This is a genomic window from Microbacterium terrae (genome assembly GCF_017831975.1).
In the GTDB taxonomy this organism is placed as follows: Bacteria; Actinomycetota; Actinomycetes; order Actinomycetales; family Microbacteriaceae; genus Microbacterium; species Microbacterium terrae.
The window spans coordinates 2,691,453-2,708,752 of record NZ_JAFDSS010000001.1 but is presented as its reverse complement, the minus strand read 5'-3'; the positions used below and the strand labels follow the sequence as shown (position 1 = coordinate 2,708,752).

Annotated in this window: 9 protein-coding genes and 3 rRNA genes; 7 read left to right on the top strand and 5 right to left on the bottom strand. The window is 65.1% G+C overall.

Translation table 11 applies throughout. The features are described 5' to 3' along the window. The first annotated feature begins 60 nt into the window (after nucleotides 1–60). Nucleotides 61–1,224 (top strand): hypothetical protein, encoded by a 1,164-nt coding sequence (locus tag JOD63_RS12375; protein ID WP_211088110.1) that lies wholly within the window; start codon nucleotides 61–63, stop codon nucleotides 1,222–1,224. Nucleotides 1,225–1,274: 50 nt separating this feature from the next. On the opposite strand, the gene JOD63_RS12370 is transcribed toward JOD63_RS12375, so the two are convergent. Further along, nucleotides 1,275–2,291, bottom strand: coding sequence for an adenosine deaminase (locus JOD63_RS12370; RefSeq protein ID WP_045274892.1), 1,017 nt, complete (start codon nucleotides 2,289–2,291; stop codon nucleotides 1,275–1,277). Between the two features lie 73 nt (nucleotides 2,292–2,364). Continuing rightward, entirely contained in the window at nucleotides 2,365–2,922 is a 558-nt protein-coding gene (locus JOD63_RS12365; protein ID WP_045274893.1) for a YceI family protein, read from the bottom strand. A 181-nt stretch (nucleotides 2,923–3,103) separates the two neighbouring features. On the opposite strand from JOD63_RS12365, the gene JOD63_RS12360 reads away from it, so the two are divergent. Continuing rightward, nucleotides 3,104–3,697 carry a 1-acyl-sn-glycerol-3-phosphate acyltransferase gene (locus JOD63_RS12360; protein WP_045274894.1) on the top strand — a complete coding sequence of 198 codons (594 nt, stop codon included), beginning with the start codon at nucleotides 3,104–3,106 and terminating at the stop codon, nucleotides 3,695–3,697. Nucleotides 3,698–3,719: 22 nt separating this feature from the next. Here JOD63_RS12360 and JOD63_RS12355 read toward each other — a convergent pair whose 3' ends face one another. From JOD63_RS12355 to JOD63_RS12345, 3 genes are all read right to left on the bottom strand, one after another. Beyond that, nucleotides 3,720–7,436 carry a right-handed parallel beta-helix repeat-containing protein gene (locus JOD63_RS12355; protein ID WP_045274895.1) on the bottom strand — a complete coding sequence of 1,239 codons (3,717 nt, stop codon included), beginning with the start codon at nucleotides 7,434–7,436 and terminating at the stop codon, nucleotides 3,720–3,722. A gap of 184 nt (nucleotides 7,437–7,620) precedes the next feature. Then, nucleotides 7,621–7,929, bottom strand: coding sequence for an SHOCT domain-containing protein (locus tag JOD63_RS12350; RefSeq protein WP_045274896.1), 309 nt, complete (start codon nucleotides 7,927–7,929; stop codon nucleotides 7,621–7,623). A 17-nt stretch (nucleotides 7,930–7,946) separates the two neighbouring features. After that, nucleotides 7,947–8,393 carry a DUF6325 family protein gene (locus JOD63_RS12345; RefSeq protein ID WP_211088109.1) on the bottom strand — a complete coding sequence of 149 codons (447 nt, stop codon included), beginning with the start codon at nucleotides 8,391–8,393 and terminating at the stop codon, nucleotides 7,947–7,949. A gap of 659 nt (nucleotides 8,394–9,052) precedes the next feature. Here JOD63_RS12345 and JOD63_RS12340 point away from each other — a divergent pair. From JOD63_RS12340 to JOD63_RS17840, 5 genes are all read left to right on the top strand, one after another. Then, nucleotides 9,053–10,575: ribosomal RNA gene (locus tag JOD63_RS12340) — 16S ribosomal RNA — on the top strand. A 430-nt stretch (nucleotides 10,576–11,005) separates the two neighbouring features. Next, nucleotides 11,006–14,114 (top strand): 23S ribosomal RNA (locus tag JOD63_RS12335). A gap of 104 nt (nucleotides 14,115–14,218) precedes the next feature. Further along, nucleotides 14,219–14,335: ribosomal RNA gene (gene rrf / locus JOD63_RS12330) — 5S ribosomal RNA — on the top strand. Together the 16S, 23S and 5S rRNA genes form the textbook arrangement of a ribosomal RNA operon. Nucleotides 14,336–14,453: 118 nt before the next feature. Further along, on the top strand, nucleotides 14,454–15,533 hold the full coding sequence (locus JOD63_RS12325; RefSeq protein ID WP_045274196.1) for an ABC transporter permease: 1,080 nt from the start codon (nucleotides 14,454–14,456) through the stop codon (nucleotides 15,531–15,533). Then, nucleotides 15,530–17,296, top strand: coding sequence for an ATP-binding cassette domain-containing protein (locus JOD63_RS17840; RefSeq protein ID WP_084613304.1), 1,767 nt, complete (start codon nucleotides 15,530–15,532; stop codon nucleotides 17,294–17,296). The genes JOD63_RS12325 and JOD63_RS17840 overlap by 4 nt, the downstream gene beginning before the upstream one ends. Nucleotides 17,297–17,300: the final 4 nt, after the last annotated feature.

Genomic DNA, 17,300 nt, shown 5'->3' with positions numbered 1-17,300 from the left:
CAACAGTATCGGTCCGGCCAATAATACAAAACGAACATTCGTTTTAGGAATCGAGAAGCCATGTCCACTGCACCGGAACTCGAGCGCACACCCTGGTGGCGCCTGCCGCTCATCGCCGTCGGAATCTCGCTGATCGTCGGCGTCGTGCTGCTGGCCTTCTCGTGGCCGGCGGTCACCGCCGAAGCGCAGGATCTGCCGATCGGCATCGTCGGCTCGGCCGACCAGATCGACCAGGTGGCCGACGCGATCGACGAGCAGTCCGACGGCGCGATCGCACTCACCGAGTACGACGACCGGGATGCCGCCGTCACCGCGATCGAGCAGCGTCTGGTCTACGGCGCCGTCGTGATCCCGGCGGAACAGGGCGATGCGCCCGAGGTGCTCACCGCCACCGCCGCGAGCCCGCTGGTCGCGCAGATGCTCCAGGGGATCGCGCAGGAGCAGCAGGCGCAGATCGACGCGCAGATCCGCGCGGGGGTCGAAGAGAACCTCGCGGCGCTGCAGCAGAGCATCGCCGAGAAGCTGCAGGCGATCGTGCAGGCGGTGCTCGCCGGACAGATGCCCGAGCTCCCCGGCGCCGACGCCGAACCCGTGACGATCCCCACGATCTCCGTCGCGGTCACCGATGTCGTGCCGTTCGCGGATGCCGATCCGCGCGGCGCCGGGCTGTCGGCGGCCATGTTCCCGATGGTGATCGGCGGCATGCTCGGGGGTATCGCGATCACGCTGCTCGTCAAGGGCGGGGGCCTGCGCCGCGTGGTCGCCGTCGCGATCTACGCCCCGGTCGCGGGTCTCGTGCTCGCCGGCATCCTGCATGGTCTGTACGGCGCGCTGCAGGGGACCTACCTGCTGAACGCGAGCGCCATCGCCCTGGCGATCGCGGCGATCTCGTCGACGATCACGGGACTCGCCGGGCTGATCGGACCCGCGGGCGTCGGCCTGGGCGCGGCGTTCACGATGCTCGTCGCCAATCCGCTGTCGGCGGCCACGGTGCCGGTGGAGTTCATCCCCGCGCCGTGGGGCGCCTTCGGGCAGTGGTTGGCACCGGGCGCCGCGGCCACCCTCATCCGCAGCCTGTCGTACTTCCCCGGGGCCGACGTCACCTTCCCGTGGCTGGTGCTCGCCGGGTGGACCGTCGCAGGGATCGCCCTGACGCTCATCGACATCCCGGCGCGGCGCCTCGCCGCCGGCGAAACGGCGGCGGCGCATCCTCTCACCGTCTGAGGGATGCCGCGGGGTCCGTTCGGCGGATCAGCCGTTCGGGCCCCGGCCGGTCAATCCACGTGCTCGGCAGTCCAGGTCTCGAGCATCGCGTGCAGTTCCGCCTTGCGGGGGTCGCTCGCGAACGAGGCGTCGATGGAGTTCGCGGCCATGCGGACGAGCTCGTCGAGCGTGAACCCCGCCGCGTGGACGGCCTCGTAGTTCGAGGCGACGTAGCCGCCGAAGTACGCCGGGTCGTCGGAGTTGACGGTGACGAGCACGCCGCGATCGAACAGGGTGCGCAGCGGATGCGCGTGCATGCCGGCGACGGCCTTCAGGCGCACGTTCGAGTGCGGGCAGACCGTGAGCGGGATGCGGCGCTCCACGAGCAGATCGATGAGCGCGGCATCCTCTGCGGCACGGATCCCGTGGTCGATGCGCTCCACGCCCAGCAGATCGACGGCCTCGCGCACGTATGCGGGCGGGCCCTCCTCACCGGCGTGGGCGACGCGGTGCAGACCGAGGGCCCGGGCGCGCTCGAAGACCTCGGCGAACAGCGACGGCGGATAGCAGACCTCGGCCGAGTCGAGCCCGACGCCGAGCAGGTCGCCCGCCCGCGGCGCGGCCTCCTCGAGCGTCGCGAGAGCCGAGGCGACCGGCTGGTCGCGCACGAAGCACAGGATGAGCCCGCCCGACATGCCCCAGGCCGCCTCCGCGTCGGCGAGGGCGCGCAGCAGGCCGTCCATCACGGTCGACAACGGCACCCCATTGGCCGCGTGCACCTGGGGGTCGAAGAACAGCTCGGCATGGCGCACGCCGTCGGCGTTCGCACGCTCGAGGTAGGCGCGGCCGAGGTCGGCGAAGTCCTGCTCGGTGCGCAGCACAGTCATGCACGCGTAGTAGAGGTCGAGGAACGACTGCAGGTCGTCGAAGTCGTACGCCGCGCGCAGCTCGTCGACGCTCGTGAAGGGGAGCGCCACGCCGTTGCGCGCCGCGAGGGCGAACGCGAGCTCGGGCTCGAGCGTGCCCTCGATGTGCAGGTGCAGCTCGGCCTTGGGAAGCGTCTCAAGCAGGGGGAGCAGAGAGGTCATGGCCAGACAAACCTAACGCCGACCGGCACCGGGAACAGGTCCCGGGCCGATCGGCGTCGCGGTGTGCGGGCGATCAGGCCTGCAGGGCGCCCTGCAGGTCGAGCGTGATCGTGATGTCCTTGCCGACGAGCACGCCGCCGGTCTCGAGCGCGGCGTTCCACGTGAGGCCGAAGTCCTCGCGGTTCACGACGGTCTTCGCCGTCGCGCCCGCCTTGTAGTTGCCCCACGGGTCGGTGCCGAAGCCGCCGAAGTCGAGCTCGAAGCTGACGGGCTTGGTGATGCCGCGGATCGTCAGGTCGCCGTCGACGAGGAAGTCGCCGTCTTCGATGCGCGCGCCGGTCGAGCGGAACTCCATGGTGGGGTGGTTCTCGACGTCGAAGAAGTCGGCCGAGCGCAGGTGGTTGTCGCGACCCTCGTCGTTGGTGTCGACCGAGGTCACGTCGACGGATGCCTCGACGCGGGCCTCGAGCGGGTTCTCGGGGGCGACGATGGTGGCGCTCTTCACGCCGAACTTTCCGCGCACCTTCGAGATCATCATGTGGCGGACGCTGAAGGTCACCTCGCTGTGTGCGGGGTCGAGGACCCAGGTGCCGGCCTTGTAACCGGGGACGTCGATGGCTGCGGTGGTCATGGGGACTCCTTCATGTCTGGGTCTGGGTGCTCGCGACGGCTGGGGCGTTCGCGCACGATGAGGCACAACGCGTCATCCAGATATCTATTCCCGTGAATGAGTATTTTCTCATGCGCGGAGGCGTCACCTGAGCGTCGGGAGTATGCGCGCGACGCCATATGCCCTCACGTACGGTTGACGGATGCTCCGACGCGCCCTGTCCCGCCTGTACTGGGCCTGCAGCCGGTGGACGCTCGTCACCGAGCCCGCTCCCACCCGCCCGACCGTGCTGATCGGCGCCCCCCACACCTCGAACTGGGACTTCGTGCTCATGCTCGGCATCGCGTGGCGTCTCGGGATCGACGTGCGGTGGCTCGGCAAGAAGAGCCTCTTCTCGGGATGGCGCGGCCCGATCATGCGCCGGCTCGGCGGCATCCCCGTCGATCGCGCCGACCCCGGCAGGGTCGTCGGCGAAGTGGTCGAACGGGTGCGCTCGGGAGAGGTGTTCGGACTCGTCGTCACCCCCGACGGCACGCGCGGTGCGAACACGTACTGGAAGAGAGGCTTCTACCGCATCGCCCAGGAGACCGGGATGCCGCTCACGCTCGGCTTCGTCGACCGCACCACCATGACCACCGGGCTCGGGCCGACGATCGAGGTCACCGGCGACGTCGCCGCCGACATGGATCGCATCCGCGCCTTCTACGCAGACAAGGCGGGGCTGCGCCCCGAACTGCGCACCGAGCCTCGCCTCCGCGACGAGCGTTCGGGCGCGGGCGGTGCGGCGGCGGCCTGACCCCCACCGCACCGCGCTCGGCTCACCCGAACAGACGGCGGAGCCAGTCCAGCAGCAGGTCGATCGCCTGAGAGAGGCGGGTCGGCGCGACCGAGACCGCGGCAGACGTGGCCGTCACCGGCTCCTGCCCATCCACCGTGGCAGTCACCTCGACCGACAGCGTGTGGCCGGGGTCGATGCCGCGCACCGTGTAGGTCGCGCGCTCGGCGGCGGCCCCGGGGATCGGCTTGCCGTCGCGCAGCCACTGGTAGGTGAACGTCGCGTCGGCGTGGGTCCACTCTCCGGGATCGGCGGTGAGCTTCGCACCCTTGGTCGGCTCGCCCACCACCGTCGGCACGTCGAGGTTCTCGAGCGGCACGGTCACCTCGGGAAGCACCTCGATGACGGTCGGCTGCTCGATCGCACCCAGGCGTGCGCCGGTCGCCGCGGGTGCGGCATCCGTCAGCTCGAGAAGGCCGTGCATGTCGACCGATCCGTCGGCGGCGATGGTGGGGCGGATGCCGTCGAGGTCGGTCGAGACGAACCAGTCGGCCGTGACGGGGGACGCGCCGCCGAGGTTCCACACGTTCGACGGGTCGGTCAGCAGCGACGTGTCGGCCTGCTTGAGCGACAGGGCGTCGAGTGACGGCGACTGCCATGACAGCACGCCGGTCGCGCCGAAGGCGGTGGCCGCGGCGTTGGTCTCGAGCCGCACACCGCGGTCGTTGCCGACCGAGGTGACGTTCTCGAGCTGCACATCGGGGCCCGAATTCGACGTCACACCCGTGGCGAGGTTGCCGAAGCTGACCGAGTTGCGCAGCACATGGTCGCCGGGCATCGACTCGCCGCCCAGCTTGAAGCCGTTGCCCTCCCCGGTGACCGACGTGTCGCCGCTGAGCCAGCCGTTGTCGTACGCGACCGAGTCCTCCACGATCACGCGCCCGATCGGGCCGGTCGTCGACTTCGCGTAGAGGTCCCAGCCGTCGTCGATGTTGTTGTACGCGATGTTGCTGCGGAACACGTTGCCGTCGCCGACCGTGAGCTTGGCGGCGAACCCGTCGGCGTCGTTGCCGCCGACGTCGGCGTTGTGATGCGACACCGACGAGACGACGAGGTTGTGCGCGGGCCACAGCGCGGGCGGCTCGCTCTCGGATCCCGAGATCTGGATACCGGTGTCTTTGTTGTGGTGCGATTCCACGCGCTCGACGACGTTGTGATCGCCCTGCACGAGCATCGGCTTCTTCTTGTCGGCCGACCCGGTGATCTCGAGGTCGTAGACATGCCACCAGTCGCCGCGGAGGATGAGGCCGCCGTCCGGCGACTGCGACAGGTCGAGCACCGCCCGGCTTCCGGGCTCGCTCATGAGGGTGATGGGCTCGTCGGCGGTGCCGTCGCGGCCGCGGTGGGCGATGATCGCGCGCGTCGGCGTATAGGTGCCGCCCTCCAGCACGATCTGCTGCCCGGCCTGCGCGAACGCGACCGCGGTGTGGATGTCGAGCGGATCGGCCCGCGTGCCGAGGCCGTGCGCCGTTCCGTCGGGGGCGACCCAGATCGACTGGCCCGGACCGCCGTACGAATCGACGGTCACGGTCAGGGGCACATCGACCGGGTCGAGCGACGCCAGCTCTTCGCGCTCGCCGAGCTGCGGCTGCTCGGCCGAGGGGAGGAGGCGCGCGGTGAACGCGTTCTCCCCCGGAGCGAGCGCCACTGTTCCGAAGCCCTGCTCGCCCGGCTCGAGCACGATGCCGTCGGCGACGACCTCGCCCGCGGCATCCAGGATCTGTCCGGTGCCGTACACGTTCGTGACCAGGGGGATCGCGAGCTCGGACTCGGGTGTCGTGCGGGTGACGTCGACCGAGAGCTCGGGGGTCACGTACTCGACGGGCGGCTCCTCGGCGGGCTCGTCGTCGTCGGGGTGGATCGTCGTGAACTCCCAGTCGGTGACGGTCACCATGATCTTGCGCGCCACAGCCATTCCGACGTACAGCTTCTCGGTGTCTTGCTGAAGCAGCATGTCGGGGTCGTACTGGATGACCTCGAGCACCTCGTCACCGCGCGTCCACATGGCGTGGAACCCCGTGTTGGACTTGCGCAGGGCGAGTTCGTACACGTCGCCGGTCTGGAACTTCACTCCGGCCGTGTCGGGGCGCCAGTCGGCGTCGAACATCTCGGAGTCGCTCATGTCGCGGGCGCCCGCGGTGTTGTCGGTCGGCGCGCCGGTGTAGCCGTGCACGAAACGCGCGCCGGGCGTGCCGTCGTACCACTCGCCGGCACCGCTGCCCCAGTTGTACCGGGTGAGCATGGCGCCGGCGGAGTTGAAGTACCGTGCGGGCGACTCGGCCGGCACGAGTGCGTCGATCGCGATGACGCCGAAGCCTGACTGTGCGTCCTTGAGGGCGGCGTCGTCGACCCGGAACGTCGCCGAGAGCGTGAAGTTCTCGGTCTGGGGGTCGATCTCCGTGTAGTAGTACTGGAACCCGTCCTCGCTGGTGGCGAGCTTGGTCGAGCTGGCGCGGGCGTCGAAGGTGATCGACCCGTCGTCGTTCCGGGCGACGGTTCCGCCCGAGCCGGCATTCGAGCCGACATCGGCGATCTGCCAGCGCTCCGGCGCACCCGCGACGGCGACGTCGACGGCGGTGCCCGCGGTGGAGGCGTCGCCGCGATGCGCCACGACGCGCATCGCATAGGTCGTCGCCGGGGAGAGCCCGGTGACGTTCGCGGAGGTGTCGGTGAGGCCGTCGAGCACGGTGGTGAACGCGCCGCCGCCGCTGCTCGTCTCGACCGAGTACGACTCCGCCTCGGGGGAGGCCGACCAGGTGAGGGCGACTGTCGCACCGGCTGCGGTCACCTCGCTGGTGAGAGCACCCGTGATCTCAGGCGCGGCCAGCGGCAGAGCGAAGCCGGCGAGGGCGGCGCGCGCCGACACGAGCGGAGCGTCTTCGAGGTAGCGGGTGATGCGCACCTCGACGCTGAAGTCGCCGGATGCGGGAGGCGTCAGGGCGAGGGTGCCGGATGCGGCGCCCGCAGCGGCGAGCGTCTGGTCGGCAACCGCGCCCGCGGCGTCGTAGAGGGTCGCATAGACGACGTCGCCGCCGTCCGCGCCGAGCGCGGCGGAGTAGTCCACGAGGATGCTGGTCGGGTCGGCCGGGTCGACGGTGAGCGCGTCGACGGTCGGAGCCGCGACGGTGCTCCAGGCGGTGCGCACAGCAGGATCGAACGCGCCGACCTGTGCGTAGTAGACGTTCACGCCCGAGCTCGGAGACGCGAGCCAGTAGTCGCCCGGCGTGGTCACGGTGAAGCTCTCGGTGCGGACGGCGGTGATGGCGCTGTCGGCGAGGGCGGGCACACGGGCGACCTCGCCGCCGGCGTTGTACAGCGCGATGGCGCGGTCGGCGGTGCCGCTTCCGCTGCGCGCGTTCACGAACACCTGGGTCGGCACGTCTGCCTCGGCGACGGTGAAGTGCAGCGACCGGGCATCGGCCGTACCGGAGCCGTTGAGCTTGATGCGCTGGGTGAACTCGCCACCGCGGTCGGAGACGCGGGCGTGGCCGTCGACGGTGACGGCCTTGCCGGCGACTGCGGCGATGCGGAAGTCGGTGCCGGTGTCGGTGGAGGCGACGTAGTCGCCGGGGGCGAGCGAGCTCGCATCCAGAGCCGACGGCTGACCGACCGCTCCGGCGGATACGGCGCCGCCGAGGCACAGGGCGGCTGCCAGCAGGACGGCGACAGGGGCGCGGAGGGCGCGCGTGATCCGGGACATCGTTCTCCTCGTCGAGAGTCGGCTGTTCCGCGTCGAACAGCCGAGAAAGCGCTTTCTCAGGTGCGCCGATTCCGACGGTAACCGCATTCCACGCTGCGCGTCAAGGGCGTCCGCAGCTCCTCGCACAGCGGAACGGCCGGACCGCTCATGCGGTCCGGCCGTTCCTATGGAGATGTTCGGTGTCTTACAGACCCGCGAGGATCTTGGCTTTCTGCGCCTCGAACTCCGCTTCGGTGAGGACACCGGCGGCCTTGAGCTGGCCCAGCTGCGTCAGCTTCGCGAGGGTGTCATCCGACGAGGGTGCCGCCGGGGCCGCGGGCGCCGCCGGCGCGGGCGGGGGTGCGTAGGCGGCAGCCTGCTGCTGCTCGTTGTACGCCTGGGCGTCGGCCTGCTGCTCCCAACGATTGGCCTGACGGCGCGAGACGCGATTCGAGACGGCTGTGGCGGTGCCGGCGATGACGGCGGTGCGGGCTACGCCGCGGAGGAGTCCCATTCTGAAGGTGTCCTTTCTCAGTCTTCTGCGGCGTCGAGGGCGTCGAGCGTCGCGAGGATGGCGTCGGCGGGGATGCGCCCGGCGGCGATGAGCTGCGCGCCGTTGCGGCGCAGCGCGGTGGCGAACGGTGCGGCCCACGCGTTCTCGTAGATGATGATCGCGCCGGCCGCGCCCGGTGCGAGGGCGTCGCCGGCCTCGGCATACTCCTCGTCGCCGATCAGGTCGGAGTGCACGCCCTCGAAGACGGCGAGGTCGGGGATGCCGTCGCCGTCGAAGTCGGCGATGTCGACCTCGGTGACGGTGCCGTCCTCACCCTTGATCACGAATGACAGGTCGAGGATGCGGATGAGCCCGCGGTCGACGAGGTCGACGAGGTGGGGGAATGCCTCCCCTGTCAACGGAGAGCCGGGGGGCCACTCGACGATCAGATAGTCGATCGGCCCCATGAGAAGTTCATCGGTCATCCGCGCATCCTTCCTCTGCCCGGGGCGCACGTGGCCCCGGCGGTCGAGGCACACGATACAACCACCCCGTGACGGGGGCGAGAGGCCACGGTGAATCGCTGACGCACTGCGACGCTTCCGCGTGTTTCCGCGGCTGGAGGCCTGCGACACGCCCGGGATGCGGCCCCGATTCGACGGATGCACCCGAGCCACGTAAAGTTTTACTTGTTCGGCCCAAAGGGAAGAGCGGAGAGGCCAAGGCCCCGCACCCCTCAAGTTCTGAACCACCTCCACTCCACACCTCGCAAGAGGCGAAGATCTTCTGATCGCGGAGTGGTTGTTCCTGTGCGGCTGATCTGCTGCCCGGAGCGGCTGTGAGAGCAGCTGAGCCGATTTGACAGATCGAGCGCAGGAGATAAGATAGTGAAGTTGCCCTTCTGGGGCCGCCCATTTGGTGGGTTGGTCTGGTTGGGTGTCCGATCCTTGAGAACTCAACAGCGTGCACTTGTCAAATGCCAAATTATCCTCGTCCAACCTTTTTTGGGTTGGTTGAGAATTCCTTTGGATCAAAGTCCAGCCCTTTCGGGGGTTGGCAAACGGATAGTCAGCAATGATTTATCTCTTTGGTCAGTTCAAACTCGCTGCGTTCCGGTTTTTCCCTGGTTCGTATGCATTTTTTCTTTACGGAGAGTTTGATCCTGGCTCAGGATGAACGCTGGCGGCGTGCTTAACACATGCAAGTCGAACGGTGAAGCCCAGCTTGCTGGGTGGATCAGTGGCGAACGGGTGAGTAACACGTGAGCAACCTGCCCCTGACTCTGGGATAAGCGCTGGAAACGGTGTCTAATACTGGATATGAGCTACCACCGCATGGTGAGTGGTTGGAAAGATTTTTCGGTTGGGGATGGGCTCGCGGCCTATCAGCTTGTTGGTGAGGTAATGGCTCACCAAGGCGTCGACGGGTAGCCGGCCTGAGAGGGTGACCGGCCACACTGGGACTGAGACACGGCCCAGACTCCTACGGGAGGCAGCAGTGGGGAATATTGCACAATGGGCGGAAGCCTGATGCAGCAACGCCGCGTGAGGGACGACGGCCTTCGGGTTGTAAACCTCTTTTAGCAGGGAAGAAGCGAGAGTGACGGTACCTGCAGAAAAAGCGCCGGCTAACTACGTGCCAGCAGCCGCGGTAATACGTAGGGCGCAAGCGTTATCCGGAATTATTGGGCGTAAAGAGCTCGTAGGCGGTTTGTCGCGTCTGCTGTGAAAACCCGAGGCTCAACCTCGGGCCTGCAGTGGGTACGGGCAGACTAGAGTGCGGTAGGGGAGATTGGAATTCCTGGTGTAGCGGTGGAATGCGCAGATATCAGGAGGAACACCGATGGCGAAGGCAGATCTCTGGGCCGTAACTGACGCTGAGGAGCGAAAGGGTGGGGAGCAAACAGGCTTAGATACCCTGGTAGTCCACCCCGTAAACGTTGGGAACTAGTTGTGGGGTCCTTTCCACGGATTCCGTGACGCAGCTAACGCATTAAGTTCCCCGCCTGGGGAGTACGGCCGCAAGGCTAAAACTCAAAGGAATTGACGGGGACCCGCACAAGCGGCGGAGCATGCGGATTAATTCGATGCAACGCGAAGAACCTTACCAAGGCTTGACATACACGAGAACGCTGCAGAAATGTAGAACTCTTTGGACACTCGTGAACAGGTGGTGCATGGTTGTCGTCAGCTCGTGTCGTGAGATGTTGGGTTAAGTCCCGCAACGAGCGCAACCCTCGTTCTATGTTGCCAGCACGTAATGGTGGGAACTCATGGGATACTGCCGGGGTCAACTCGGAGGAAGGTGGGGATGACGTCAAATCATCATGCCCCTTATGTCTTGGGCTTCACGCATGCTACAATGGCCGGTACAAAGGGCTGCAATACCGTGAGGTGGAGCGAATCCCAAAAAGCCGGTCCCAGTTCGGATTGAGGTCTGCAACTCGACCTCATGAAGTCGGAGTCGCTAGTAATCGCAGATCAGCAACGCTGCGGTGAATACGTTCCCGGGTCTTGTACACACCGCCCGTCAAGTCATGAAAGTCGGTAACACCTGAAGCCGGTGGCCCAACCCTTGTGGAGGGAGCCGTCGAAGGTGGGATCGGTAATTAGGACTAAGTCGTAACAAGGTAGCCGTACCGGAAGGTGCGGCTGGATCACCTCCTTTCTAAGGAGCATCTGACTCTTCGGAGTCCAGAACCCTGATCAGACCGAATGTGTCTGCAGGGAGCTCATGGGTGGAACATTTGACATGCTGTCAGCGCGGCTGATTCGCACTAGTACGCCAGGTCCTTCGGGGTCGGGTTGGAAGGTGGGGGTTGGTGAGCGGGGTGGCTGCACGCTGTTGGGTCCTGAGGGACCGGATGCCGGGGCCTTTCGGGGTCGTGGTGTTGTTGGGCCTTCTGGGCCTTGTCTGCTGCCGGCTGTGTGCTGGTGGTGGGGGAGGATCCCGCCCGTACTTTGAGAACTACACAGTGGACGCGAGCATCTTGCAAGGATGATCTTCGGATTGTTCTTGTTTTGATGATCTTAAAGATCATTAGTCAATTTCTGATCCAGGTTTCGGCCTGGGTCGAGTTTTGATTCAACTCATGTGATTTCAAGTCTTTAAGAGCAAACGGTGGATGCCTTGGCATCTGGAGCCGAAGAAGGACGTAGCAATCTGCGATAAGCCTCGGGGAACTGATAAGCAAGTTTTGATCCGAGGGTGTCCGAATGGGGAAACCCCGCTGGGCGCTGCAAGGCGACCTGGTGACTCCCGCCTGAATATATAGGGCGGGTAGAGGGAACGTGGGGAAGTGAAACATCTCAGTACCCACAGGAAGAGAAAGCAACCGCGATTCCGTTAGTAGTGGCGAGCGAAATCGGAACAGGCTAAACCTCATGTGTGTGATACCCGGCAGGGGTTGCATGTGAGGGGTCGTGGGACTTTCCTGGTTGTTCTGCCGAGCAGCCGACGTGACAGAAGCGTATAGACGAACGGTCTTGAAAGGCCGGCCATAGACGGTGCCAGCCCGGTAGTCGAAATGCGTGTTCTGGCGTGGAGAGTATCCCAAGTAGCACGGGGCCCGAGAAATCCCGTGTGAATCTGTCAGGACCACCTGATAAGCCTAAATACTCCCAGATGACCGATAGCGGACAAGTACCGTGAGGGAAAGGTGAAAAGTACCCCGGGAGGGGAGTGAAATAGTACCTGAAACCGTTTGCTTACAAACCGTTGGAGCACCCCTGGTAGGTGTGACAGCGTGCCTTTTGAAGAATGAGCCTGCGAGTTAGCGATACGTGGCGAGGTTAACCCGTGTGGGGTAGCCGTAGCGAAAGCGAGTCTGAATAGGGCGATTCAGTCGCGTGTCCTAGACCCGAAGCGAAGTGATCTATCCATGGCCAGGTTGAAGCGACGGTAAGACGTCGTGGAGGACCGAACCCACTTAGGTTGAAAACTGAGGGGATGAGCTGTGGATAGGGGTGAAAGGCCAATCAAACTTCGTGATAGCTGGTTCTCTCCGAAATGCATTTAGGTGCAGCGTTGCGTGTTTCTTGCCGGAGGTAGAGCTACTGGATGGCCGATGGGCCCTACAAGGTTACTGACGTCAGCCAAACTCCGAATGCCGGTAAGTGAGAGCGCAGCAGTGAGACTGTGGGGGATAAGCTTCATAGTCGAGAGGGAAACAACCCAGACCACCAACTAAGGTCCCTAAGCGCGTGCTAAGTGGGAAAGGATGTGGAGTTGCTTTGACAACCAGGAGGTTGGCTTAGAAGCAGCCACCCTTGAAAGAGTGCGTAATAGCTCACTGGTCAAGTGATTCCGCGCCGACAATGTAACGGGGCTCAAGCACGCCACCGAAGTTGTGGCATTGACATTATTGGTAGGCCTTCGTGGTCCAGCCGTGTTGATGGGTAGGAGAGCGTCGTGTGGCCAGCGAAGCGGCGGTGTGAACCAGCCGTGGAGGCTACACGAGTGAGAATGCAGGCATGAGTAGCGAAAGACGTGTGAGAAACACGTCCTCCGAAAGACCAAGGGTTCCAGGGTCAAGCTAATCTTCCCTGGGTAAGTCGGGACCTAAGGCGAGGCCGACAGGCGTAGTCGATGGACAACGGGTTGATATTCCCGTACCGGCGAAGAACCGCCCAAGCTAATCCAGTGGTGCTAAGAGTCCTAACCAGGAATGGATGGATCCCTTCGGGGTGAAGCCGTCTTGGCGAACGCTCGACCCCATGCTGGTGCGGCTAGCGTATTAACAGGTGTGACGCAGGAAGGTAGCCCAAGCCAGGCGATGGTTGTCCTGGTGCAAGTGCGTAGGCCGAGTGATAGGCAAATCCGTCACTCATACAGGCTGAGACACGATGCGGATAAAAAGTGGGTGATCCTATGCTGCCGAGAAAAGCATCGACGCGAGGTTCCAGCCGCCCGTACCCCAAACCGACTCAGGTGGTCAGGTAGAGAATACCAAGGAGATCGAGAGAATCGTGGTTAAGGAACTCGGCAAAATGCCCCCGTAACTTCGGGAGAAGGGGGGCCACCGGCGTATTAGGACTTGCTCCGAAAGCGTTTGGTGGCCGCAGAGACTAGTGGGTAGCGACTGTTTACTAAAAACACAGGTCCGTGCCAAGTCGCAAGACGATGTATACGGACTGACGCCTGCCCGGTGCTGGAAGGTTAAGAGGACCGGTTAGCCGCAAGGCGAAGCTGAGAATTTAAGCCCCAGTAAACGGCGGTGGTAACTATAACCATCCTAAGGTAGCGAAATTCCTTGTCGGGTAAGTTCCGACCTGCACGAATGGCGTAACGACTTCCCAACTGTCTCAACCGCGAACTCGGCGAAATTGCATTACGAGTAAAGATGCTCGTTACGCGCAGCAGGACGGAAAGACCCCGTGACCTTTACTACAGCTTGGTATTGGTGTTCGGTGTGGCTTGTGTAGGATAGGTGGGAGACTTTGAAGCGGTGACGCCAGTTACCGTGGAGTCATTGTTGAAATACCACTCTGGTCACTCTGGATATCTAACTTCGAACCGTAATCCGGTTCAGGGACAGTGCCTGGTGGGTAGTTTAACTGGGGCGGTTGCCTCCCAAAAAGTAACGGAGGCGCCCAAAGGTTCCCTCAACCTGGTTGGCAATCAGGTGGCGAGTGTAAGTGCACAAGGGAGCTTGACTGTGAGACTGACAGGTCGAGCAGGGACGAAAGTCGGGACTAGTGATCCGGCAGTGGCTTGTGGAAGCGCTGTCGCTCAACGGATAAAAGGTACCTCGGGGATAACAGGCTGATCTTGCCCAAGAGTCCATATCGACGGCATGGTTTGGCACCTCGATGTCGGCTCGTCGCATCCTGGGGCTGGAGTAGGTCCCAAGGGTTGGGCTGTTCGCCCATTAAAGCGGTACGCGAGCTGGGTTTAGAACGTCGTGAGACAGTTCGGTCCCTATCCGCTGCGCGCGTAGGAAATTTGAGAGGATCTGACCCTAGTACGAGAGGACCGGGTTGGACGAACCTCTGGTGTGCCAGTTGTTCCGCCAGGAGCACCGCTGGTTAGCTACGTTCGGGATGGATAACCGCTGAAAGCATCTAAGCGGGAAGCCGGCCTCAAGATGAGATTTCCATACCTTCGGGTGAGAGGCTCCCAGCCAGACTACTGGGTTGATAGGCCAGATGTGGAAGCGCAGCAATGCGTGCAGCTGACTGGTACTAATAAGCCGATGACTTGATAACACACCGTTCTAGGTGCTTGCGTCCACTGAGTGGTTCTCGATGTACGGTCGAGAACCGCACCAACAAACTGATTGTTGTGTGCACGATTGAAACATCAATAGTGTTTCGGCGGCCATAGCGAGAGGGAAACGCCCGGTCACATTCCGAACCCGGAAGCTAAGCCTCTCAGCGCCGATGGTACTGCAGGGGGGACCCTGTGGGAGAGTAGGACACCGCCGGACTTCCTTTAGACAGATAGGCCACCCAACGCCGGGTGGCCTATCTGCGTTAACGAGGCGATTCGCCCCACCGTGTTGTGAGGTGAGGCGCGCGCCCGTGCAGCGGGTGAATAATGCCCCCATGCGCGCTGTCTTCATCAAGGAGTTCCAGGAGCTTCGACGCGATCGTCGGACCCTGGGCATGCTGGTCGTCCTTCCGCTGCTGCTGCTGATCATCTTCGGCTACGCGGCGAACTTCACCGTCGACGAGTTCTCGGTGGTCGTGGTCGGCGCTGACGCCGAGGCCGCTGCCGATCTGATCGACGAGAACGAGGAGCTCGCTGACCACCTGACCCTCGTGTCCGTCGACGCCGACGAGACCGCCGCCGACGGCCAGCAGGCTCTCGTCGACAACGTCGCCGACATCGCGATCGTCGCCGACGCGGATCAGATCACGGTCTACCTCGACGGGTCGAACCTGTTCGCCGCGCAGTCGTCGCTCGTGCTGTTCACCCAAGTGCAGCAGCAGCTGGTGCAGAACCCGCAAGCGCCGGCCGTCGACATCGAGGTGCTCTTCAACCCGGATCTGAAGACGTCGTGGGTGATGATTCCGGCGATCATCGGACTCATCCTCACCTTCATCGGCACGATCATCACGAGCATCGGTCTCGTGCGCGAGCGCGAGTCGGGAACCCTCGAGCAGCTCGCCGTCATGCCGCTCAGCGCGACAGCGGTGATCCTCGGGAAGATCATGCCCTACTTCCTGCTCGCCTCGTTCGACATGGTGCTGATCGCCACGCTCGGCATCTGGCTGTTCGGCGTGCCGTTCGTCGGCAGCGTGTGGGTGTTCATCGTCGGCGCAGCGCTCTTCCTGTTCGCGGTCCTGGGTATCGGCGTGCTCATATCGTCGGTGTCGCAGACGTCTGGTCAGGCCATTCAGCTCGCGATGATGACCCTGCTCCCGCAGATCCTGCTGTCGGGCATGATCTTCCCGCTCGATGCCATGGCCGCGGGGGTGCGCTGGATCGGCTATCTGCTGCCGCTCACCTACTTCACGATGGTGTCGCAGGGAGTGATGCTGCGCGGTGCATCGTGGGATGCGCTGTGGCTTCCGCTCACGATCCTCGCCGTGATGGCCGTCGTCATCTTCGGGCTCGCTGTCGTGCGACTGCATGCCAGCATCTCACCGGCAAAACCCCGGCTGCACGGAGCGCGGCGATGAGCGGCGCCGAGGTCACCGGCATCCGCGTCTCGTTCGGATCGACGCTCGCGCTCGACGACGCGACCCTTGCGGTACCCGCCGGTGAGGTCACCGCCGTCGTCGGCGGCGACGGCGCGGGCAAGTCCACGCTGCTCCGCGTGCTGGCGGGCCGCGTCGCCGTCGACGCGGGAGCGGTGCGCAGCGTCGATTCCGCGCACATCGGTTATCAGCCGGCGACATCGGGCGTGTGGGGCAACCTCAGTGTCATCGAGAACGTGGACTTCGTCGGCCGCTCCTACGGCATGGCGGCGAAGGCGATCCGCTCCCGCGGTGACGAGCTGCTCGAGCGGGCGGGCCTGGTCCAGGCGCGCGGCAGGCTCGGGCGCGACCTGTCGGGCGGCATGCGCCAGAAGCTCGGCTTCGTGCTCGCGATCCTGCACGCTCCTGCGCTGATCCTCCTCGACGAGCCCAGCACCGGCGTCGACCCGGTCAGCCGCGTCGAGCTGTGGCGGCTGATCTCGGCGGCGGCGACCGGCGACACCGCGGTGCTGCTCGCGACCACCTATCTCGACGAGGCGCAGCGCGCGGCGTCCGTCACCGCTCTCGATGCCGGGCGCGTGCTCGTGGCCGGCACTCCCGACACGATCATCGCCGGCATACCCGGTGCGATCGGCGTGGTGCCCGCAGACAGCCCTGCCGGTGAACGTACGTGGCGGCGCGGCGCGCAGCGCCACGTGTGGTCGCCGGACTCCACGATCGCATCGCCGGTCGCCGCGCCCGACCTCGAGGACGCCCTCATCGCGCTGACGCTGTCGTCGCGCATGCCGGTCGAGGCGCAGTCACTCCATCCGCGCCGTGAGGCGCGCGCCCAGCGCGAAGCGGGAGCGCAGCGCGAGACGTCGGAGCTCCCCAGCGGCGAGCAACCCGCAGCGCACCTCGGCGACGTGTTGGCGGAGGGGCGCGCGGTCACCCGCAGGTTCGGCGCGCACGTCGCCGTCGACGACGTGTCGCTGCAGGTGCGCGCCGGCGAGATCGTCGGCCTCATCGGCGCGAACGGGGCCGGGAAGACGACCTTCCTCCGTGCCCTCATCGGACTCGATGCGGCAGATTCGGGCGAAGCGCTGCTGTTCGGTCGTACGCCGGACGCGGCATCCCGTCGTCGGCTCGGCTACGTGCCGCAAGGGCTGGGGCTCTACCGAACCCTCAGCGTGCGCGAGAACGTCGAGTTCGCGGCTCAGGTCTACGGCGTCGACCGCGTCGCGCTTCCGGACTCGATCGCCTCGGTGGAGCGGAAGCCGGTGAACACCATCGGCCTCGGGCGACAGCGCCAACTCGCCTTCGCGCTCGCCCTGGCCCATGACCCCGACCTGCTCGTGCTCGACGAGCCGACGTCGGGCGTCGACCCGCTCTCTCGGGCGCGCCTGTGGGACATCATCCATGCGCAGGCCGACGCGGGGCGCGGGGTGATCGTCACCACGCACTACCTCCAGGAGGCTGAGCAGTGCTCGCGTCTGGCGCTGATGTCGCAGGGCAAGCTGCTGGGCATGGGGGCGGTCGACGACCTCACCGCCGGAGTCGAGGCAGTGCTCGTGACCGCGCCCGAATGGCAACGGGCCTTCACCGCCCTGAGCGCAGCCGGGCTGCCGACGATGCTCTCGGGGCGCACGGTGCGCGTCGCGGGCACGTCGACGGGCGATGTTCGCGCGGCGCTCGAGGGCATCGACGCCCGCGTCGAGCAGGTCGCCCCCACGCTCGAGGAGGCGATGGTCCTGCTCGAGGCGTGATCGT